Raw genomic sequence first — 20971 nt, forward strand, 5'->3', positions numbered from 1 at the left:
TGCCTCGGCTATCGAACGCCGTTTGAGGTTTTTTATAATTTGGATATACTCCCACTAAAACTTACCTCCCGTTGCTCTTCGTAGCTGAATCCGCCATGCCTATTGTCCATATAAAACATGGACATGCCAAATATACATATAGGGAGTATTTCTAAAATATGGTGCGTGAAACGCAACCAGATCATTGAACGCAGATAACTCTTCCGGCAGCTTTACGCCTGCCGCTCGTAACGAGTGGCGCAATGATCAAGCAGATTCCATGTCGGCATGGAACACAATAGATTCCACATCAGATGCCGGATAGTCGACTGCAGGCTTATTCCTCGCGCCAGAACTATTGATTAATTTCTTGTACTTTGGGGGGGGCCATATAGGAAGGGTTAGGCGTCGTCTTGCCCACTGGCGACATTCGCTGCGAGTGACTAGCCAAACTCTCGGTCTGACTCAAATGGGTTGATGCTGTAGCCATTCTCGTGGCACTCGATGATTCTGATGTGGCTTGATTCAATACGAATGGCAATGAACGCCTGTGGCTCAAGTTGATTCGCAAGTGCATCTTCAACTGAAACGCCTAGTTGCGCCATAGATGGTGGTGCTTGTAGGTCGCCTGCGTTGACTTCAATCTCTAAGACGCAGAGACCAAACCTTCTTGCAACGGAGCGCGTGGGCGTGACGAACAATCCTGCGACGTTGTCTTGTGGCCCGTGAATCTTACGCGCGTATGGAATGTGGCAGTCGATCCCGTGCTTGACGAATTCACTAGCGATCTCTGGCGTTGTACCGTGGTAGACGAGCATTCTTCGACGCCTAACGCAAAATTGAGCGGCACGCGCTTGCGCGTCCGGCGGAACGAAGTGGAGCGAACTCGAATGTTTTGGTAAGACTCACAGTGACATCCATAGTAAGAGATGTTTACCCGCTTCAACACTCTTTTTCGCGTGGTCATTAAGCATACCAATACATGGCTCGACATCCGCAACCGACCACCTATCAATAGCCAAATCTTCTTGAGTAACCCAACGCTCTGCAACTGCCCTGAACTCAGAAATAGGTAAAGCCGCTAATGTGTCCCGAAACGTGATCGGCAGGAGGAACAACCAAGGGCCATCTTCATTCGATGCAACAAGGCATTCCTCGCCTTCTAGGGCCTCCGCCTCGGCTGTTGAGCCAAGCACGGTCAGCAGTGCCGCGAGTTTAAAATTGTCTAATCCTTTTAGTTCGAGACTCGACCAGTCTTTCCGCTGAGGGTATTGATCGAAGATAGTGGAAGCCTCGTCCTTTGATGCAATGAGAATGTCGGTGAGCATATTTTTTGAGTCTTAACGTTGATTTGAAAGGCGCGTACGCTGCTTTGGAATTTTACAAGAAGCGCTCGATCGCGCGTCATTTTCGAAAACCATGTTAAGTTTTCTTCTTTTCGATAGCAACATCATCTTCGATTTCGAATTCACGTAGTTGGTAATCTGCTGAGCTCGGACTTCTGACAACATCTTTCCGTCGCAATTCGCTTGCTCCGTGACGAATAAAATTCAATCTAACTTCTTCGAGCGACAAGTTGTTGAGTGGATCTTCGGGTGGTATGGCATCATCAGAACCGTCGTCTCCCCAATAACATATTTCACATATTTCGCATCTATCTATACCTTGGAAAACAGCGAAGCCGCAGCAAGGGCACTCATATAGATTCGAAATTTCTGAACGTCGACGGTTTAACATGGAACTTAACGTGATTTAATTTTCATTTTGCAATAATAACCGTCGAAAGAAAAATAACAAGCTCGTTCTACATATCTTGAAACGCTGATGAACATTAGCTATTTTTAGTTAAACTGATTAAATGCACAGTATAACCAAATGGACAAAAACATCGCTTTTGTAAAACCTCGTTTACTTGACCAAGTGCGTGAAACACACCCAACGCCTGCTTGGTAACAACGCAATGCCAGATCACGTTTTGTATGTTGACGGACGAGGTCGTTGTAACTGGACGATTTTGCTGATGTCCCATATGACTCAAGGATTTAAAACATTCTTTGGCGTGCCATTAGCAAAGTCGACGATATTTTGAAATGCAGCGCGGAAGTAAATCTCGTAGCTGTCTTGCTCTACATAACCCAGATGCGGCGTGGCGAGGACGTTTTCCATTTGTAATAGAGGATGCTTGGCGGGTACCGGTTCTGTCTCAAACACATCAATGGCGGCAAACCCTGGACGACCTAGTGGTAAAGCCGCCTCTAGCGCACCGCTGGCGACCAGTTCTGCGCGGCTGGTATTGACGAACAGGGCGTCCGGTTTCATCAATGCCAGGTCGGCGGGGGTGACGATGCCGCGGGTAGCATCGTTTAAGCGCAGGTGCAGGCTGAGCACATCGCATTCGGCAAAAAAAGCTTCTTTAGACATGGCAGTCTGATAACCATCTTGTTGTGCCTTAAGGCGACTTGGCTCGCGCCCCCAGACCATGACTTGCATGCCAAACGCTTTGCCAAAACCGGCAATCATTTTGCCAATTTTGCCGTAGCCCCAAATCCCCAGCGTGCGGTTTTTTAATACCCGTCCTAGGCGGTTGCGGGTCGGGTCGATGGAGGCGGTTTGCCATAGACTGTGCTGCAAATTATTGGCGTAGTGCGGGATCTGACGTGAGGCTGCCATGATCAAGGCCCAGGTCAATTCGGCAGGCGCAGTCGGGTCGCCTATGCCCTCGACAATCTTGATCCCTCGCTCTGTAGCTGCGGCAATGTCGATATGTCCTGCGACTTTGCCGGTTTGTGAAATCAGCTTCAGGTTCGGTAATTTTGCCAGCAACGCTTTGGATAAAACGGTACGTTCACGTATCAATACCAGCGCATCAAACGGTGCCAGCCGGATGGCTAACTGACCGACACCCACCGCGCTGCTATTGAAGATTTTGACCTCGTGGCCTTGTAGTAAATCAAAGCAAGATAAGTGGCGAACGGCGTCTTGATAATCATCGAGGATGGCGATTTTCATACTGATTTTTTCCTAAAATTATGACGCCAATTGGAGAGTTGCTTTCTCAATTAAACATCATAAAAATTATTTAAATAATAACGTTTCTGAAGCAAATTAGCGATTGGCGAGTGGCGAGTGTACAATACCAGCCCACGTAGCTTTTTGATTCTTGCGCCTGCCGCATCGTGCAGTGTGTAAGTCTGAATGCAATATTACATTGTTGCTTTCGTAAGAGTTTGTTTGGTGAGCATTTAAAAACAAAAGCGCACCAGACTGATTTTTTATCCGACAGAACCGCCGTCATCGTGCCTGTCCGCGTTGTGCTTGAGCTGACTTATGTCTTTAGTCAAAGTTCGCACCGCCGGCATCCCCTAACGACGATCCTGCCGTGCCGCTACACAGATTTCTATTAAATGGCATTGGAGGTAGTATCGTGAATCAACCTATCATGGGCGGCGTGGCAGCAATCAACGCACCCGCATACGTAAAGCAACAAAAATTAATCAACTGGGTCGCCGACATGGCGGCACTGACAAAACCGGACAGCATCTACTGGTGCGACGGTAGTACCGAAGAATACGACCGTCTCTGCGCCCAGATGGTCGCTGGCGGTACCATGAAAAAACTCAATGAAGCCAAGCGCCCTAACAGCTATCTGGCTTGCTCTGACCCTACCGACGTGGCCCGGGTAGAAGACCGCACTTACATTTGCAGCGCCAATGAGGTCGATGCAGGTCCGACCAACAATTGGATGGCGCCAGATCAAATGCGTGCAACTTTAAATCCTTTGTTTGATGGTTGTATGCGTGGCCGCACCATGTATGTGGTGCCGTTTTCGATGGGCCCGCTGGGTTCTCCTATTGCGCATATCGGTGTGGAATTATCGGATTCGCCTTATGTTGCAGTCAACATGCGCATCATGACGCGTATGGGCAAAGCCGTGTATGACGTACTAGGTACTGATGGCGATTTTGTCCCGTGTATGCATACTGTTGGCGCACCTTTGGCCAAAGGTCAGCAAGATGTTGCATGGCCGTGTAACGCGACAAAATACATCGTGCATTATCCAGAGACGCGTGAAATCTGGTCATACGGTTCTGGCTACGGTGGCAATGCACTGCTGGGCAAAAAATGCTTCGCTTTACGTATCGCGTCCACCATGGGTCGTGATCAGGGCTGGCTGGCAGAACATATGCTGATCCTTGGTGTGGAATCGCCAGAGGGCAAAAAGCATTACGTTGCAGCGGCTTTCCCGTCTGCTTGCGGTAAAACTAATTTCTCCATGCTGATTCCGCCAGCCAGTTTCGGCGGCTGGAAAGTCACAACCATCGGTGATGACATTGCCTGGATCAAGCCGGGTAAAGATGGTCGTTTATACGCGATCAATCCTGAGGCGGGTTATTTTGGCGTGGCACCTGGTACCAACGATAAAACCAACTTTAATTGCATGGCCTCAGTACGCGGCGATACGATTTTCACTAACGTCGGTTTAACAGATGATGGTGATGTTTGGTGGGAAGGCATGACCAAAGAAGCGCCAGCCCATTTGATCGACTGGCAAGGTAAAGACTGGACACCTGCCATCGCTAAAGAAACAGGTCGTAAAGCAGCACATCCAAATTCTCGTTTCACAGTTGCGGCAACACAAAATCCGGTGCTGGATGCAGCATGGGACGATCCTGCTGGCGTACCGATTTCTGCCTTCATTTTTGGTGGTCGTCGTTCTACTACCGTACCGCTGGTAACCGAAGCCCGCGACTGGGTCGAAGGCGTGTATATGGCAGCGACGATGGGATCAGAAACCACGGCAGCAGCTGTCGGCCAGCAAGGGATTGTGCGCCGTGACCCATTTGCGATGTTGCCTTTTATGGGTTATCACATGAGTGATTACTTCCAACACTGGTTAGAAATCGGCAAAAAAATTGCCGCTTCCGGCGCGCAACAACCAAAAATTTATTGCGTCAACTGGTTCCGTACCGATGCCGACGGTAAATTTGTCTGGCCCGGTTTTGGCGACAATATGCGTGTTCTGTCGTGGATGCTAGGTCGTATCGACGGTACTGCTAAAGGCGTAGAAAACATCTTCGGCGTGACTCCAGAATTTAGCGATCTGACTTGGGATGGCCTAGATTTTACACAAGAACAATTCAACACCATTACCTCGATCGACAAAGACGCCTGGATCGCAGAACTGGCTTTGCATGCAGAATTGTTTGATAAGTTGAAATATCACTTGCCAACAGAACTGCAAGCAACCAAAGCTGCGCTGGAAAAACGCTTGGCAGCATAGGTTTCACGCTAAAGTTTCAGGTTTGAGTTGTAATAAAAAAGCGCGGCCGAGGTCGCGCTTTTTTGTATTCTGTTTTTAGGAAAAAGGGGGTATAAATCAGACTCAAGTATAAATACGTAAATAAATATTCGTACTTAATTGCAAATGCGTAAAAATTAATACTTAAAGCATTCATTTTTGGAGTTGTATGCACATATTCAAGACTGTGCTCGCCATGATCATGACATGCATGCTTCAGCTGCCAGCCACTTCTTCCGCTGCTGAAGAGATTCGGTTTGCCATTTCTATCCCAGACGTTAACCGCCCCAGCACAACGATTGCGCAAAAAATCTTGCAATATGCCTATGCACGGCTAGGTATTAAATTGGATTTTATTGCCACCCCTGGCGTACGTGCACAGGCGATGTGGAGCTCGGGGCAACTGGACGGGATCGCAGCGCGGGTTATTGATGGCGGCCTGCCAGATTCGATCAAGATCTCGGTTCCAATTGTGCTGGAAGAATCCGTGGTCTACGCCATCGATAAAAAATTTGTTGTGAATGGTTATGACAGCCTTAATCCGTATCTGATTGGTTATATCAGCGGCTTCCCTTATCTTGAGGAACGTCTGAAAAACGCGCCCAGAAAGGAGCATGCGCCCAATCTGGAATCTCTTTTCCGAAAACTAGAAGCAGGGCGTACCGAGATTGCGGTTGAATCACGCTTCTCATCGTGCTTGACGCACAAGCTTGGCTTTCACAATATTACGATGCTGGAGCCATCGTTGGAGAAGGTCTATGGCTATCATGTCCTGCACATCAAACATAAACAAATCGCGCCTGCGCTTGAGTTAGTGTTAAAAAATATGGAGAAAGATGGCGTCATCAAAAATATTCAGGACGAAATTATGCGGGATTATATGGCGCAATGTTCATAGCCTACAGACGCAAAATGACAAAAGCCGCAAGCAGATGCTTGCGGCTTTATAATTTTCAACTTAATCAAGCAAGCTTAATTACTTAGCTTCCGGGCCAGCTGATTGACTACCGGCTTAATCATATAAGCAACCGGGAAGGCGATAGACCAAGTAATCAGCCACGCTTCCATCCAGGCACTCAAAAAACTACTATCTACACCCAACCAAACCACGCGCATTACTGCAGTCACAACTAAGGTAATAATCCCGCTGCTAATCATCGTCGGCAGCATCGATGCCAGACTCTTAGAACCAACAACAGCAGGCTGTTGGTTTTTGCTATTTTTGCCGTGTTGCAGCAATCTGTTGCTGATATGCATCAAAACTAAGGCTATTTATTAGCTACGACCAGCCATTGCGCGCAGTTCTGCTGCCAGGTTTGGCGAACTGGAATCAAAGTCACTAGCGATACGGTGTATCGTCATAACGTTGCGCAGATTGCGTTTTGCGGTTTTTTCTTCACGTGTCAGCTTTGGCTTCAAAACCAGCAATGCTGCGCGCAACATGCCTACCAGCATAGGTTTGAAGACGATTGCCATCGTTGCCAAAATGCCTAAACCCAACAATGGGCGAGCTGCACCAACAACGGTTGAAATTGCCATTTGTGCTACTGGGATGGCGCTGGTAACTGGGAAAGCGATATCAAGGAAAGCCATTTTATTCTCCACATTTCTGTCTATATTTGCGATGATAGAACTATATTGCAGTGCAATATATAAATCTAATTATCATTTCTCATATCTACTATGGTATTTGTGAATAATTGTAGAAATGATAGGATATTTAGGCTGGTGCTTTCTGAAGCGTTTTTGCTCAGTTTTGCGTAGTGTTCTCTTAAACTGAACTGGCTTTTACCTGCAACATTCACACTCATAGGCGGCTTTGATGAACTTTCTAACTCTCGACCTCAATCTGCTGCGGGTATTTGATGCTGTCATGGTGGAGCAAAACCTGACTCGCGCTGCGGATAAGCTGGCGATGACGCAACCTGCGGTCTCTAATGCCTTAAAGCGTTTGCGCTTTTCGCTGGGCGATGAGTTACTAATCCGCACGACATATGGTGTAAAACCAACCCCGCGCGCCGAGACTTTGTGGCCAGCGATACGCCAGGCCTTGTCGAACCTGGAGGCGGCGATTGCGCCCACCCATTTTGACGTATTCAAGGCGCAAGTGACCTTCCGCATGGCGATGGCGGATGCGACGGCAGCGCTCTGGATGCCAAATCTGGTGCGCTTTATTGAGCGTGACGCCCCTGGCATCAACGCCCGTATGGTACCGCTGACCACGCGTGAGCCAAGACCTTTGCTGATCCGCGGTGATATTGATATTGCGGTTGGCTTTTTCCCCGGCGTGGTGGCACAGATGATAGCCGGGCAAGGCGCTGCCGGCAGCCCGATACGGCATGAGCGTCTGTATTCTGGCCACTATGTTTGCGTGATGCGCAAAGGACACCCGATGGCGTCGGAAGAATTGACCTTAGAAAAATACTGTAAATGCAATCATTTGCTGGTCAGTTTTTCGGGCAGAGCGCATGGCCTTGTCGATGAAAGTCTGGCTCAGATGGGTTTGGAGCGCCGTATTTTGCTGACGGTAAATCAGTTCTTTACCGGTGGCAAAGTGGTCGCCAATTCTGATTTGCTGACGGTGCTACCACGCCATCTGATTGAATCTACCGGCATGACCGATGCACTGATATGGAAAGAATTACCGTTTGAAATGCCAGAAGTCCACATCGATATGCTCTGGCATGAGAGAGACGCACGCAATCCGGCGCACAAATGGCTGCGCGATAATCTGATCACGATGACCAACGATGCCTTGTTGCCGGAATTAATTCACGAGAAGCATTTTGATGGTTATTGACGGGCTTTGTTGGGCTTTTCTTCTATGCCATCGCCACTTCCAAACCAAGTATGTGGCATAAGCACCGCCGCTGGATTCCGGCTAAAAACACACCGGAATGACGTCCGGTTTTTTTAAGCTTCAATCTAAATATAACGACTGATTAAATATACTCTCCCAATGTATATATTAGTTGTCCAAGTAATATAAGGACAATATGGCATTTTTAATGAAAATGATGGGGAGTATATTTAGAACGGTCGCAATTAGGCCTTACTGAAAACGAATCTGCTTACGCAAACGCCTCACTACAATTTGCCTTGCAGTAACGTTTTTGCCTCAAATCTAGGCGCTGAACTAAGTACAGATCTAAGCACTAATCTAAGCGCTGAAGCACTCATTAAAACCTCTGTTTTAACCACAAACCGGGATACTTTTCAGTTGCGTACGGCACTAAATCTTGTTAGCCTGAAATCTTACTTTGCCAAGACTAAACGAGACCTAGCCGGCGTTTAAGTTTCTTCGTCGACCAGAGCAAAAGACCAAAACAGACAACGCAGGTGTTTAAGGAAATAAGCAAAGTCAGCACATGATGATAGGGAGAAAATTCAACATTTGCCTGCGGATATTTTTCAGCTGCCTACTCAGCTATCTCTTGCTAGCCGGCATGCTCAATCACGCTGCCGCTGCCACTCTGCAATTAGATTCTGCCACCACGCAACGTTCGCTCAATTCTGAGTTTGAGGTTTTTGAGGATAAAAGCGCGCGACTGTCTATCCACGACGTTCAGCAAGCGACCATCGCCGGCAAGTTTAAGCCGTTGGCGGGCAATTTGAATGCCGCTTACACGCGCTCAGCCTACTGGCTACGTTTTAGCCTACAAAGAAGTGATATTCGTAGCCCACAAGACTGGTGGTTAGAAATGACACCCGTCATGCTGGACGATATTCGTCTGTACGAAACCACTAGCGACGGTCAACTGATTGAGCATCAAGCTGGTGATCGTCACCCTTTTTCTGCGCAAGAAATGCAGCACCGTTATCCGGTATTCCGTCTTCATTTGTCGGACACCGCGCCACAAGTGTTTTATGTGCGGATAGAAAGCACTAGTTCGCTTTTTTTCCGCGCTAAATTATGGACGCCACAGGCGTTTGCGGAAGCCTCCAACTTATTGTCTAGCCTAATGGGTTTGTTTTACGGTTTGCTGTTTGCCATGATTGCGTACAACCTGGTGCTGATGATGTCGTTCCGCGACAAAGCCATGCTGTATTACTTATTGCTATCGTTTAGTATTTTATTGGCTGGCATGAGCGTGAACGGCCATATAGGTCTGTATTTTGCGCGTGACTGGCCTTGGCTGGTGGATATTTTGCCCGGGCTGACAGTGTGCTTCATCATCTTGTGGGACTCACTGTTTATCAGCCACTTTTTGCATCTGCCTAAAAAGATGCCCAAAGTGTCCTGGGTATTCCGCGGGATTCAAGTGTTTGCGATAGCGACGGCGGTGATTGTTCTGGCTGGCTACAACCATGTAGTTGCACCGCTGGTGCAACTGGTTGGCTTTACTCAGGTATTTTTGATTTTGCCGGTCTGCTTGGTGAGTGCACTGCGTGGTTATCGGCCGGGCTGGATTGTACTGATCGCTTCCGCCGCCTGGGTGGCCGGAGCGATGATGACGTCGCTCCGGAATCTGGGGGTAATCGAATCAAGCTGGCTATCTGATTTTGGCTTTCAGATCGGGTCTGCGCTGGAAGTAATTTTGCTCGCCGTGGCACAAACTAATCGTATCAATATTATTAAACAAGAACGCGCGCTAGCGCAAAAACAACTGCTGGTAATGGCGCAACGTGCAGAGCAAGAATTAGAAATCAAGGTTCAGCAACGGACGACAGAATTAGCCGATGCCGTGGCGCGCTTGCAAAAACTCGACCAAGAGAAAAATGATTTTCTGGGGATCGCTGCCCATGATTTAAAAAATCCGCTCACCTCAGTGATCGGGATGAGCGACCTGTTACGCAGGCTAGATCAGCAGATGCCGGTCGCCCAAAAACACGATTATTTACAACGCATTAGCAATAGCGGGCAACGCATGATGCACATCATCACTAACCTGCTGGATGTCAATGCTTTAGAAACCGGGCACTCGCGTTTTAACTTGCAGGCGGTGGATCTGGCGCAGGTTTTAACTGAGGTCACACAGCGATATCAAGACAGCCTGCAAGCTAAAGATTTGCAGTTAGTGCTGTCTGTCGAGCAGCCAGTATTAGTCAAAGCGGACGCCGATGCGGTGAGCCAGATTATGGATAATTTATTGTCCAACGCGATTAAATATTCTCCTTTAAGCAAACAGATCTGGATACATATTTCGTCAGAGAATGGCGCTGGTCGCTTCATGATTAAAGACGAAGGTCCAGGTTTATCGGTCGATGATCAGCAACATTTGTTTGAAAAATTCTCACGCTTATCCAGCAAGCCAACTGCGGGTGAACATTCTAGTGGTTTAGGACTTTCTATCGTCAAAAAACTCAGCGTGGCGATGGGTGGTGACATCGATTGTCAAAGTGCGATCGGTGAGGGTTGCTGTTTTACGGTTCGATTACCACTTATAGTCTTCCGTGAACCGCAGACCACAGTAACCGTAAGCTGATAGATAAGAGTAAAAGCGAAGGCAACGAGGTAGCAATTCTGTAATTGCCAGATCGCTTACAATATTGAGTACTAAAAGCGGTACTCGTATAATACCGCCCCCACCCTCAGCTCATTTTATTTCGACACTATTCCCATGTTTACTGGCATCGTACAAGGCATCGCCCGCATTGCATCCATCACCGACAAACCCGGTCTGCGCACCTTTACACTGGATTTTCCGGATGGTTTTTGTGAAGGCTTAGAAATCGGCGCCAGCGTCGCTGTTGACGGTGTTTGCCTGACTGTCACCAGCTTGCACGACCAACACCGCGCCGAGTTTGATGTGATGCAGCAAAGTCTGGCGATCACCACACTTGGTGAGTACGCGCAAGATGGACGCATCAATGTAGAACGAGCCGCCAAAGATGGTGCAGAAATTGGCGGACATCCCCTCTCTGGGCATATTGATTTTAAAGCCACCATCGCCCAAATCCGCGAGCTGGAAAATAACTACGTCATCCGCATCGCGGTACCGCAAGAATGGCTGCGCTACATCTTCGCCAAAGGCTATATCGCCATCAACGGCGCCAGCCTGACGGTAGCAGAAGTGAACCGGCAAGAGGGCTGGTTTGAAGTCTGGTTAATCCCGGAAACCTTGCGCATGACCGTCTTCGCCGAAAAGAAAACCGGCGCAACGCTCAACATAGAAATCGAAAGAGCAACCCAAGTGGTGGTCGATACGGTACGCAATATGCTGGCAGAAACCTTGGGGCCATTATTACCAGCGCTGGAAGCTTTACTCAAACAACAGGGCGTTGTGGTGGAGGATTTGGTCAAGCCTGCGAATACTCAAAAATAAATCGCTGGAAGAAATTTTAAAAACATCGTCCAATCATTCTGCGGCTTCCAGAGCATTTTTAGCCTGGAAGCCGCAGAATGATTGGACGTTCTATTTGGGAATTTCTAAAAAATTTCTTTTTAATGAGCGAGTCTATTGCTATTGATAAAGCACAAGTCCACGCGTGTCATTCTTGCCTGCGCAGGAGTGAAAAAAAATAGCTTTACTCTCAATGCCATATTTCTAGGCTACGGTTTTTAGAAGTTCTCATTTAGAAATTTCGATATCAGCTTTATATATTTAATAGCAACTTAATCCGCTTCACCCTCCCAATATTCCATCGTCGCACCTTTGTTGTACGACTCGCCAGTGAGGCGCACGCCGACGCGATTGGTGTCTGGATATACAATCACATCATGCGGACTGCGGTCACCAATCAGTAAATACCGACAGACCGACTCGGTATGATTAAAAATGCTGTGGCCTTGCTTTTGCCCTGCTGGAAAAACCACGTAACTGCCCGCCGACATGACATAGGTTTTATCACCCAAACGTAAAGTCAGGCTACCTTCCAACATCATTAATTGTTCTTCTTCCAGATGATGATAATGATGAGGGCAAGCTTGTTTGCCCGGTGCTAGTTCTTCTATACAAACACCAATCCGCTGGCAGCCACCATGCTCTGCAAGCTGCTGATATCGGGTGCCAAAACGACTACCGTGTGAGTACTCATCCCACACCACATCTTTGATCAAAAACGGCTCGGTAACACCGTCTACATTGATTGCCTTGGCTTTGGTCGGATTCATTTTATTAACCTGTTCTTTTAAGATACGTTTTGCGTCAGTGCTATTGATTACAAATTAAAAATAGTGACAGGTCAAGCAAAGCGAAATAATTGCTACTACCATCAGCGTATTCGTAAGCTCATTCCTTAGCTCATTAGTCACCTTGTTGCCTGGCATAGTGCTTGCTGCCAGTTTGCTCAATATCGTCGTTGCCATTAAACAGTGCAACTCAAACGATGTCCAAATACCGATACAGAAATTCGCCCTTTTACTTAATCAGGAGAAGCACATGGACCGCAACGACGTTACTAAAAAAATCATTTCTGCCAAAGTCAAAAACAAAATGACCTGGGCTGATATCGCTAGCAAAATCGGTTGCAGCAAAGAATGGACAACCGCTGCCATGCTTGGGCAAATGACGCTCAATCTAACGCAAGCAACTGTCGCCAAAGATCTATTTGACCTGACCGATGAAGAAACTGCATGGCTGCAAATTGTTCCATATAAAGGCTCACTACCAACGCTAGTTCCAACCGATCCACTAATCTACCGCTGGTACGAAATTGTCAGCGTCTATGGCACGACGATTAAAGAATTAATTCATGAAGAATTCGGCGACGGCATCATGAGCGCGATCGATTTTTCAATGGACATCCAGCGTGAGGCCGATCCTAAAGGCGATCGGGTGAACGTGGTTTTGAGTGGTAAATTTTTACCGTACAAATCTTATTAAGATTAGTTAAAAACTAAAATTCTTAAAATTAAACGTCCAATGATTCTGCGGCTTACAGACCCATATCATGCCAGAAGCCGCAGAATGATTGGACACTCTGATTGATAATTTAGCCATAGTACTCAAACGGGATAAGAATTTTAATTATGAACTTCAAGTTGTTTGGTAAGAGCATAACGAGCGCCGCCGGGTGGAAAATCCGTAAGCTGACTGAAAATTACATATCCGAGTTTCTCGTAAAACGGTAAAGCCTGAAAGCTAAGTGTTTCGAGAAACACACGCGGGCATCCACGGCGGATCGCTTCGTCTTCTACCTCTTGCATGAGTTTCGTCCCAAGACCAAGACCGCGCAGATCATCAGAAACCCATACCGCTTGCACTTGCATCCAACCAAGATAGGTGGCAGCAACGACGCCTCCCTCAATGCTTCCATCTTCACTACGCACACTGATAAAGAGATAATTTGGCGTCTCTCCATTGGCTTTCGATGCGTTATAAGCGGTAAGTCCTTTGATGACTAAACCCATCTCAGCTGGTTTGGGTTCGGATTCAATGGTTATCTGGTAATTCTGTGGCATCGAAGCTCCTTATTTGTAATTTGAACTGCTTGTGATCGACATAATGAACAAAAGCGAATAATGTAAAAGTAAGGCCAGATAAAAATTAGTCGCTAAACCTAGCTTGCTGTTTAAAATTCACCCCAAGAAGGCAATTTGTACTTACGTTTACCATAGGCGTAATACCCACTCATGACCAAGCCAAAAAATAAACCTGCGCAAGCAGCTACGAGTAATGCCTTTGTGGGCGACATTGTTCGGTGTGACCAAATAAGCACCCACATAAAGAATCCCCAAGTCGCCGCGAAAAATGTTCCCATGAGTATCGTGTTAACAAAAAAATTAGCAAAATGTGGTGGGCGCAGGTCGAGTCCTAAACTCCAGAGCATCCGGAAAATCGGCGGAGCGTAGTTACTAGGCCACATGCCGGTAGATTTAAGGAGTTTTAATGCTGCTTTTCTTTTTGGATTGACGCTCATTACTTATTCCTAAAGCCGGATTAAACATAGCAAAAATTTGAATCATCCTGCCATATAAAAATTGACTAAGCAATATCGTATAAAAGTCTCTTTTACTGCATTGATGCTACTTCCTATCGATTATTGAATGACAAAAAAAATGGACTGATTTCTCAGTCCATTTTCTAGCCATTTACAGTTAACAAATGATTAGCCCAAGGCTAGTTAATTTTTAAAATAAGTTTTTAAGCTAAGCCTTCTGCTTTTAGCGCTGCATGAACTGCTGGGCGGCTGGCAACGCGACCGCGCAGGGCGGCGATATTCTCTAAGTGCGAAATATCCAGTTTAACGAACTTAGCCCAGTTCGTGACGGTAAATAAATAGCCATCGGCGACGCTAAATTGATCACCCAGCAAAAACTGTTTTCCTGCCAGCTGATCATCGACCCATTTCAGGTTAGTTAAGATGCGTGCTCTTGATGCGGCTTTCACTTCTTCAGCAGCGTCCGGGTTAAACAATGGTGCAAAATTTTTGTGTACTTCGGATGTGATAAAGCTTAGCCATGATTGCATCTGATAGCGCGGTAAGCTGCCATTGGCGGGTGCTAAATTTTTTTCAGGTGCGAGATCGGCGATGTATTGGACGATTGCGGCGCCCTCTGTCAGACGTGTGCCGTCATCCAATTCTAGCAAGGGCACGTAGCCCAGAGGATTGATGGTGTAGTAGTCGGTGCCATCTTTTAGCTTGTGCGTTTTAGTGCTGGCAAATACGGGCTCGAAGTCGATTTCTGCTTCGCGCAAGGCGATGTGAGCAGACAGAGAGCAGGTACCGGGAGAATAATATAGTTTCATGTTTTTCCTATCAAAATTGGGCTGATATTTTTGCTGAAACAAGAGGTAGTGAATGGTGATGGTGGTGACGGCGACGACGCTGAACTAAAAAAGTCATAGGCTGCTTTTCCGTTGCTCTTGTGTTACCCGTGACCGCACGACATTGAGTTTACTCATTTTTAAATGAATTTACTTGCCATCTAAGATGGCTGACACGCTATTTTGAGCAAAGCAAATACAACACTGCCGGAATAAGCCGGCAGTGTTAATCACATAAATGCAAAAATTAAATAGTCGCGAAAATCCTGGCGAACTTAGGTTTAGCGTATCGGTAAGCTAGTCGTATTTTTGACTTCTTCCATCACAGCATAGGTGTGGGTTTCGCGCACACCGTTTAATTGCAGCAGGGATTTACCTAAAAAATCGCGATAGGCGTTCATGTCTTTGACACGGGCTTTGACCAGATAATCAAAACCGCCTGCGACCATGTGGCATTCCAATACTTCCGGAATTGCTTGTACACCGCGTTTAAAGGCGTCAAACACATCGGGTGTGGTTCTATCCAGCACGACTTCAATGAAGACCAGCAGGGCAACATCAAGCAAATGCGGATTGAGTTGTGCTGTGTATCCCAGGATGTAGCCGGACTCTTGTAACTTGCGTACGCGTTCCAGACAAGCGGCGGGGGAGAGGTTGACTCTCGTCGCTAACTCTACATTACTGATACGGCCATCGTTTTGTAATTCGGCCAGAATTCTTTTACTGATTTTGTCGAGCATAAGAAGTCAAAGTGAAGTTAATAAAATTCGGTGTAATTTTCTCACAAAATAGAAAATTCCGATATAGATGCATATTTCCAGAATTAATCATCTGGCTTCATCTATACAATCAAATCAAATTCGCTTTACACCTCTTCCAATGCAAATCTGATAAAAACTATATGAACCCGACGCCTTTTTCCATGCCTTTTCTTCAACTTCAAGCCGAAATTGTCCCTCAACAAACCGCTTTAAGAACAGCGATTACAGAAGTATATCGTCGTGATGAAGCTGACGCTGTGCAATGGCTGCTCGCCAATATTAATCCACATTCTGGTTCGGAGCAGACTGTACATCAATTAGCCCATCAATTGGTGAGTTCTGTGCGTCAGCAGCGTACCCGGGCATCTGGTGTTGATGCGCTGATGCATGAGTTCTCTTTATCGTCGGAAGAAGGTGTCGCTTTAATGTGTCTGGCCGAGGCCTTGCTGCGCATTCCAGATCACCAGACCGCAGATCGCCTGATCGCTGACAAAATCAGTAAAGGTGACTGGGCAAAACATCTGGGCGAGTCACCATCACTATTTGTCAATGCGGCGACCTGGGGCTTGCTGGTAACGGGTAAATTAGTGTCGACCAACAGCGAACAAGGTTTAGGTTCTGCTTTAACCCGATTGATTGCCAAAGGTGGTGAGCCACTGATACGCAAAGGTGTTGATCTGGCGATGCGTATGTTGGGTAACCAGTTTGTGACTGGACAAACGATACAAGAGGCGATTAAGAATAGTCAGGATAATGAAAAGCGCGGATATCGTTATTCCTACGATATGTTAGGTGAAGCAGCGCTGACTGCGCATGACGCTGCATATTATTTAAAGTCGTATGAGACAGCAATCCACGCCATAGGCAAAGCATCTAACGGACGTGGTATCAAAGATGGCCCGGGTATTTCAGTCAAATTATCGGCATTGCATCCACGCTATTCGCGTGCGCAAAAAACCCGCACGATGACTGAATTGCTGCCAATTCTAAAAAATCTCCTGGTACTGGCAAAGCAATACAACATAGGTTTGAATATTGATGCAGAAGAGACCGATCGCTTAGAACTGTCTTTAGATTTGATGGAAGCATTGGCATTTGATCCTGACCTGGCAGGTTTTGACGGTTTGGGTTTTGTAGTACAAGCCTATCAAAAACGCTGCCCGTTTGTAATCGATTATCTGATTGATCTGGCGCGTCGCAGTGGCCGCAAGTTTATGGTTCGTCTGGTCAAAGGTGCGTATTGGGACGCAGAAATCAAGCGTGCGCAAGTCGATGGTATGAGCGGCTTTCCGGTCTATACACGCAAGGTATATACCGATGTCTCTTATCTGTTTTGCGCACAAAAATTGTTGTTGGCGACCGATGTAATTTATCCGCAATTTGCGACGCATAATGCGCTGACCTTGTCGGCTATTTATACCTGGGCACAAAAAGCCAATATCACGGATTATGAGTTTCAATGTCTGCACGGTATGGGTGAAACTTTGTACGATCAAGTGGTCGGCAAAGATAAATTGAATAAACCTTGCCGCATCTATGCGCCAGTAGGTTCACATCAAACTTTGCTAGCTTATCTGGTGCGCCGTCTGTTGGAAAATGGCGCTAATTCTTCTTTCGTTAATCAGATTGTTGATGAAGCCGTATCGATTGAATCTTTGATTGCTGATCCAGTTCAGGTAGCGAAAGAACTCACAGGCACGCCACATCCGGGTATTGCTTTGCCTAAGGATTTATTTGGAACTGAGAGAAAAAATTCTGCTGGTCTGGATTTTAGTAACGAGATTGAGCTACAAAAAATCAGTCAGTATTTTGCAGAAATCAGCCAACAAGAATGGATTGCTCAACCTCTTTTACACGGACAAGTTTCTGCCACTTTGGCAAAATCAATTAATAATCCTGCGGATCACAGCGATATAGTAGGTAAGGTGATTGAAGCGAATCAGCAAGATGTGCAAACAGCCTTAGAGCAAGCGGAAGCCTATGCACTTGACTGGCAAACAGTAGCACCGTCAGAGCGCGCCGGCATATTGAAAAAAGCAGCCGATTTGTTAGAAGCACAAACTTTAGATTTTATGGCTCTGGCGATTCGTGAAGCAGGAAAATCTTTACCAAACGCCTTGGCTGAAGTGCGTGAAGCAGTGGATTTTTTACGTTACTACGCCGCGCAAGTTGAGTTTTTACCGAATACGCTAGCGCTTGGTCCCGTGGTTTGTATTAGTCCATGGAATTTTCCTCTCGCGATTTTTATCGGTGAAGTAAGTGCTGCTTTAGCCGTCGGTAATGTCGTCTTGGCCAAGCCTGCAGAACAAACACCAATCATCGCTTATCGTGCGATTCAGTTGTTGCATGAAGCTGGCGTGCCACGCGCTGCCCTACAATTTTTACCAGGCACCGGTGAAATCGTCGGCGCGCAACTGGTTGCTGATCACCGTGTCAAAGGTGTGATTTTTACCGGCTCTACTGAAGTCGCACAAATCATCAATCGTACTTTGACTCAGCGTGCGGTTACAGAAAATATCGATCTTCCTTTAATCGCAGAAACCGGCGGTCAAAATGCCATGATCGTTGATAGCAGCGCCTTGCCGGAACAGGTTGTGAATGATGTGTTGTCATCGGCTTTCGACAGCGCAGGTCAGCGTTGTTCTGCTTTACGCGTTTTATGCCTGCAAGAAGACATCGCTGACAAAACAATAGAGATGTTAAAAGGAGCCATGCAAGAATTACGCATAGGCAAACCCGATCAGCTGGCGATTGATATTGGTCCTGTGATTGATGCGGATGCGCAAAAAGCTTTACAGACGCATATTGATCAGATCAAACAAAAGGCGACTACCAGTTATTCATTAGCCTTAAGTGATTCTTGCAAAAACGGTACCTTTATTGCACCTACCGTGATTGAAATCAAATCACTCTCAGAGTTGACGAAAGAAGTCTTTGGTCCTGTCTTGCATATTTTGCGTTATCAGCGCGATCAGCTAGCAAGCATTATCGATAATATCAATGCGTCTGGTTTTGGTTTGACCTTGGGCATTCACTCCCGGATTGATGAAACCATTGATTTCATTACCAGTCGTGCTCACGTCGGCAATATTTATGTCAATCGCAACATCGTTGGCGCAGTTGTTGGAGTACAACCATTTGGTGGCGAGGGTAAATCTGGCACAGGTCCTAAAGCTGGCGGTCCTTTGTACTTAAAACGTCTGCAGAAAAATCCGTCTGGTAGTTTGGGCGGGCATACCGTGTATGAGCGCCAGTCGCCAGAAGCACTGGAAGCTTTGCTGGTGTGGGCAAAAACACATGGTCATGAAAAAATTGCCGAACTGGCAGATCGTTACGCTCACAACAGTCCTTACAAAATGACTTTGGTATTGCCAGGCCCGACTGGTGAACGGAATACTTTGTCATTTGCGCCACGCGGTAAAGTATTTTGTGCAGCAAGCACCGTTAATTGTCTGTTAAACCAAATCGCGGCTTTGCTCGCCACGGGTAATACGCCGGTCATGCCAGCACAGACAATTGCTTTATTGCCATCCGGTTTGCCTGCAGTCGTGCGTGATTTGATTAAACAGTCAGAGGCGGGTCAGGATGAGCTTCAGTTCGCTTTGGTTGAAGGTAACCAGTTGGCACACTACAAGTCTGTTTTTGCAGCTCTGGGCGGCGCTATCGTCTCTGTAATCGAGATGCATGAAGAGACCGAGGCACCTTTATGGCGGTTGGTGGCTGAACGTGTCTTGTGTGTGAATACCACGGCAGCGGGTGGCAATGCCAGTTTGATGACTTTGCAAAGCTAAGTAATTAAGTAAAAAGTAGATGTAAAAAAAGCGGCTAAAACACTTAGCCGCTTTTTTTTATTCTTTTTTTAGCTCATTTTTTTGTTTTTTCTAAATCTGTTGCTAATTCCTTAGAAGCTTCACTTATTTTTGCCATCATAGGTACTATCATTTTTTGCATGGCAGCCATCGTGTTTTGCATCATAACAGGCATTTTTTTAATGTAAGCCTGACCAGCATCTGATTTATAAAACGCAATAATTCCGTTGACGTCATCTTGCGTCAGGCTCTCGCTATAAATGTTGATGAACACTGGTTCCAACTTCTCCCATTTCATTTCTTCGGTTTGAATCGCTACGATTTTCATTCTAAATTTATCTAGTTGCTTTTGCTGCGCCTCTGTTGCTGGCTGACCTTTTAATGCCTCTTCCATAACATTTTTCATCATGCCGTCTAACTGCTGGGTCAAATTGTTCAGCATGGATGGAGTGTTGGTTAACACAAATAACTGCCGGATTGACTCTGCGCTAGGTTTGTTGTCTTGAGCAGAGGCTGGATTAATCGTAGCAAAAACAGTAAATAAAGAAACCAGCAGCAGAGATTTAAATTTAATCATTTTAAGTTCCAGGCAAATTGAAAGTGGGTTACTGCAAAAACGAGCTCGAATTTTACGGTTGGATTGTTTAATCAGCAATGTCTTTAAGCGAATTTTGATTTGACGTGCTTTCTTGGTTTACAACAATAAGTTTATATATATAAATAGTAGTAATAGTTAACGTTAGGTGTTTTCTGTGGATAACTAGGTTTTTATTTTCATAATCAATGCTTTACAGAAAAGATAAGCAGATTAAAAAGGCTTGTATTAAAACAGGACAGTTATTGGACAAGTTTTTTACTTGATTAACTAAAGTGATTTAGCCACATCCTGTTCACTGGATATCCCCTTAGTTATCCACAAAACTTATTAGGAATAAGTCTTATTTTTTTTGTTTATTAATTTATGTAGCAAGAGTTTTGGTTCTGCTTGGTATCAACAGCCGCAAAAGAGATTTCTAAAAACTTTGACCTGGAAATACATTACTAAGAGTAAAGCTTTTTAGAAATTTTTAAAATGTAGACGTCCAATCAGAGTGCGGCTTATAGCCCAATTTGCTTCTAACAATGCCATATCTATTGGACCCACAGTTTTTGGAATTTCCCCTTTAAAGTTGTATAAATATTGTTTCTATCTTCAAACGCATCACAGCATTAGCTGGTGCTCATCCTCTATAGATTGCCTTCCTAGGCATTGGTTTTAATCTATCGTGCCTTTAGCGGTGTTGAATTCAGCTTGTTTCGCCAAAAAATTCCGTATCGCTCTCATCTTTTATCTTTTTCTTATGCATTGATCAAAAGCAGAGAAAAGCTTAGTTCTTTACCCCTTTTTAGGGGAGAGCCTTTTCTTCATTTTTCAGGGAAAGAGGAAAGGGTTTGTTGTTTACATTAAGGTATATATATAAATAGTAGTAATAG

Annotated in this window: 19 protein-coding genes; 7 read left to right on the forward strand and 12 right to left on the reverse strand. The window is 45.9% G+C overall.

Going from position 1 to position 20971, the window contains the following annotated elements:
- Nucleotides 1-422: 422 nt before the first annotated feature.
- From AAKU64_RS13895 to AAKU64_RS13910, 4 genes are all read right to left on the reverse strand, one after another.
- A complete protein-coding gene (locus AAKU64_RS13895) occupies nt 423-797 on the reverse strand; it encodes a hypothetical protein (RefSeq protein ID WP_354332278.1) in 375 nt (124 codons plus the stop codon).
- Nucleotides 798-884: 87 nt separating this feature from the next.
- Nucleotides 885-1307 carry a hypothetical protein gene (locus AAKU64_RS13900; protein WP_354332276.1) on the reverse strand — a complete coding sequence of 141 codons (423 nt, stop codon included), beginning with the start codon at nt 1305-1307 and terminating at the stop codon, nt 885-887.
- Between the two features lie 94 nt (nt 1308-1401).
- A complete protein-coding gene (locus AAKU64_RS13905; protein ID WP_354362299.1) occupies nt 1402-1716 on the reverse strand; it encodes a CPCC family cysteine-rich protein in 315 nt (104 codons plus the stop codon).
- Between the two features lie 297 nt (nt 1717-2013).
- Complete coding sequence (locus AAKU64_RS13910; RefSeq protein WP_354362300.1) at nt 2014-2988, reverse strand: D-2-hydroxyacid dehydrogenase family protein; 975 nt, start codon at nt 2986-2988, stop codon at nt 2014-2016.
- 415 nt (nt 2989-3403) lie between these two features.
- On the opposite strand from AAKU64_RS13910, the gene AAKU64_RS13915 reads away from it, so the two are divergent.
- The gene (locus AAKU64_RS13915) at nt 3404-5260 is read left to right on the forward strand and encodes a phosphoenolpyruvate carboxykinase (GTP) (RefSeq protein WP_354332270.1); all 1857 of its coding nucleotides are present in this window, start codon (nt 3404-3406) and stop codon (nt 5258-5260) included.
- Between the two features lie 187 nt (nt 5261-5447).
- Nucleotides 5448-6176 carry a transporter substrate-binding domain-containing protein gene (locus AAKU64_RS13920; protein WP_354362301.1) on the forward strand — a complete coding sequence of 243 codons (729 nt, stop codon included), beginning with the start codon at nt 5448-5450 and terminating at the stop codon, nt 6174-6176.
- A 74-nt stretch (nt 6177-6250) separates the two neighbouring features.
- Here AAKU64_RS13920 and AAKU64_RS13925 read toward each other — a convergent pair whose 3' ends face one another.
- The gene (locus AAKU64_RS13925) at nt 6251-6535 is read right to left on the reverse strand and encodes a DUF2798 domain-containing protein (RefSeq protein WP_354332266.1); all 285 of its coding nucleotides are present in this window, start codon (nt 6533-6535) and stop codon (nt 6251-6253) included.
- Between the two features lie 18 nt (nt 6536-6553).
- The gene (locus tag AAKU64_RS13930) at nt 6554-6871 is read right to left on the reverse strand and encodes a hypothetical protein (RefSeq protein WP_354332264.1); all 318 of its coding nucleotides are present in this window, start codon (nt 6869-6871) and stop codon (nt 6554-6556) included.
- 229 nt (nt 6872-7100) lie between these two features.
- Here AAKU64_RS13930 and AAKU64_RS13935 point away from each other — a divergent pair, with 229 nt between their 5' ends.
- The 3 genes from AAKU64_RS13935 to AAKU64_RS13945 all read left to right on the forward strand — a co-directional run bounded on the left by AAKU64_RS13935 (nt 7101) and on the right by AAKU64_RS13945 (nt 11544).
- Complete coding sequence (locus AAKU64_RS13935; RefSeq protein WP_354362302.1) at nt 7101-8078, forward strand: LysR family transcriptional regulator; 978 nt, start codon at nt 7101-7103, stop codon at nt 8076-8078.
- Nucleotides 8079-8724: 646 nt separating this feature from the next.
- The gene (locus AAKU64_RS13940) at nt 8725-10704 is read left to right on the forward strand and encodes a sensor histidine kinase (RefSeq protein WP_354362303.1); all 1980 of its coding nucleotides are present in this window, start codon (nt 8725-8727) and stop codon (nt 10702-10704) included.
- Nucleotides 10705-10839: 135 nt separating this feature from the next.
- Nucleotides 10840-11544: a riboflavin synthase subunit alpha gene (locus tag AAKU64_RS13945; protein ID WP_354362304.1), complete on the forward strand. Its 705-nt coding sequence runs from the start codon at nt 10840-10842 to the stop codon at nt 11542-11544.
- Between the two features lie 290 nt (nt 11545-11834).
- Here AAKU64_RS13945 and AAKU64_RS13950 read toward each other — a convergent pair whose 3' ends face one another.
- Entirely contained in the window at nt 11835-12332 is a 498-nt protein-coding gene (locus tag AAKU64_RS13950) for a cupin domain-containing protein (protein WP_354332256.1), read from the reverse strand.
- Between the two features lie 268 nt (nt 12333-12600).
- Here AAKU64_RS13950 and cynS point away from each other — a divergent pair, with 268 nt between their 5' ends.
- Nucleotides 12601-13044, forward strand: coding sequence for a cyanase (gene cynS / locus AAKU64_RS13955; protein ID WP_354362305.1), 444 nt, complete (start codon nt 12601-12603; stop codon nt 13042-13044).
- 140 nt (nt 13045-13184) lie between these two features.
- Here the strand turns inward: cynS and AAKU64_RS13960 are convergent, their stop codons facing one another.
- The 4 genes from AAKU64_RS13960 to AAKU64_RS13975 all read right to left on the reverse strand — a co-directional run bounded on the left by AAKU64_RS13960 (nt 13185) and on the right by AAKU64_RS13975 (nt 15668).
- The gene (locus tag AAKU64_RS13960) at nt 13185-13622 is read right to left on the reverse strand and encodes a GNAT family N-acetyltransferase (protein ID WP_354332252.1); all 438 of its coding nucleotides are present in this window, start codon (nt 13620-13622) and stop codon (nt 13185-13187) included.
- Between the two features lie 110 nt (nt 13623-13732).
- Entirely contained in the window at nt 13733-14080 is a 348-nt protein-coding gene (locus AAKU64_RS13965; RefSeq protein ID WP_354332250.1) for a DUF6404 family protein, read from the reverse strand.
- Nucleotides 14081-14304: 224 nt separating this feature from the next.
- Complete coding sequence (gstA, locus tag AAKU64_RS13970; protein WP_354332248.1) at nt 14305-14910, reverse strand: glutathione transferase GstA; 606 nt, start codon at nt 14908-14910, stop codon at nt 14305-14307.
- Between the two features lie 299 nt (nt 14911-15209).
- Complete coding sequence (locus tag AAKU64_RS13975; protein ID WP_322120659.1) at nt 15210-15668, reverse strand: Lrp/AsnC ligand binding domain-containing protein; 459 nt, start codon at nt 15666-15668, stop codon at nt 15210-15212.
- Nucleotides 15669-15829: 161 nt separating this feature from the next.
- Here AAKU64_RS13975 and putA point away from each other — a divergent pair, with 161 nt between their 5' ends.
- Nucleotides 15830-19480, forward strand: coding sequence for a trifunctional transcriptional regulator/proline dehydrogenase/L-glutamate gamma-semialdehyde dehydrogenase (putA, locus tag AAKU64_RS13980; RefSeq protein ID WP_354362306.1), 3651 nt, complete (start codon nt 15830-15832; stop codon nt 19478-19480).
- A 73-nt stretch (nt 19481-19553) separates the two neighbouring features.
- Here putA and AAKU64_RS13985 read toward each other — a convergent pair whose 3' ends face one another.
- Entirely contained in the window at nt 19554-20075 is a 522-nt protein-coding gene (locus tag AAKU64_RS13985; protein ID WP_354332245.1) for a DUF2059 domain-containing protein, read from the reverse strand.
- Nucleotides 20076-20971: the final 896 nt, after the last annotated feature.

It is taken from the genome of Undibacterium sp. GrIS 1.8, assembly GCF_040544445.1.
In the GTDB taxonomy this organism is placed as follows: Bacteria; Pseudomonadota; Gammaproteobacteria; order Burkholderiales; family Burkholderiaceae_D; genus Undibacterium.

Bases quoted from the DNA above. Each gene is read 5' to 3' on its own strand.
- AAKU64_RS13895 (WP_354332278.1), bottom strand. From the start codon at position 797: ATGCTCGTCTACCACGGTACAACGCCAGAGATCGCTAGTGAATTCGTC.
- AAKU64_RS13900 (WP_354332276.1), bottom strand. From the start codon at position 1,307: ATGCTCACCGACATTCTCATTGCATCAAAGGACGAGGCTTCCACTATC.
- AAKU64_RS13905 (WP_354362299.1), bottom strand. From the start codon at position 1,716: ATGTTAAACCGTCGACGTTCAGAAATTTCGAATCTATATGAGTGCCCT.
- AAKU64_RS13910 (WP_354362300.1), bottom strand. From the start codon at position 2,988: ATGAAAATCGCCATCCTCGATGATTATCAAGACGCCGTTCGCCACTTA.
- AAKU64_RS13920 (WP_354362301.1), top strand. From the start codon at position 5,448: ATGCACATATTCAAGACTGTGCTCGCCATGATCATGACATGCATGCTT.
- AAKU64_RS13925 (WP_354332266.1), bottom strand. From the start codon at position 6,535: ATGCATATCAGCAACAGATTGCTGCAACACGGCAAAAATAGCAAAAAC.
- AAKU64_RS13930 (WP_354332264.1), bottom strand. From the start codon at position 6,871: ATGGCTTTCCTTGATATCGCTTTCCCAGTTACCAGCGCCATCCCAGTA.
- AAKU64_RS13935 (WP_354362302.1), top strand. From the start codon at position 7,101: ATGAACTTTCTAACTCTCGACCTCAATCTGCTGCGGGTATTTGATGCT.
- AAKU64_RS13940 (WP_354362303.1), top strand. From the start codon at position 8,725: ATGCTCAATCACGCTGCCGCTGCCACTCTGCAATTAGATTCTGCCACC.
- AAKU64_RS13945 (WP_354362304.1), top strand. From the start codon at position 10,840: ATGTTTACTGGCATCGTACAAGGCATCGCCCGCATTGCATCCATCACC.
- AAKU64_RS13950 (WP_354332256.1), bottom strand. From the start codon at position 12,332: ATGAATCCGACCAAAGCCAAGGCAATCAATGTAGACGGTGTTACCGAG.
- cynS (WP_354362305.1), top strand. From the start codon at position 12,601: ATGGACCGCAACGACGTTACTAAAAAAATCATTTCTGCCAAAGTCAAA.
- AAKU64_RS13960 (WP_354332252.1), bottom strand. From the start codon at position 13,622: ATGCCACAGAATTACCAGATAACCATTGAATCCGAACCCAAACCAGCT.
- AAKU64_RS13965 (WP_354332250.1), bottom strand. From the start codon at position 14,080: ATGAGCGTCAATCCAAAAAGAAAAGCAGCATTAAAACTCCTTAAATCT.
- gstA (WP_354332248.1), bottom strand. From the start codon at position 14,910: ATGAAACTATATTATTCTCCCGGTACCTGCTCTCTGTCTGCTCACATC.
- AAKU64_RS13975 (WP_322120659.1), bottom strand. From the start codon at position 15,668: ATGCTCGACAAAATCAGTAAAAGAATTCTGGCCGAATTACAAAACGAT.
- putA (WP_354362306.1), top strand. From the start codon at position 15,830: ATGAACCCGACGCCTTTTTCCATGCCTTTTCTTCAACTTCAAGCCGAA.
- AAKU64_RS13985 (WP_354332245.1), bottom strand. From the start codon at position 20,075: ATGATTAAATTTAAATCTCTGCTGCTGGTTTCTTTATTTACTGTTTTT.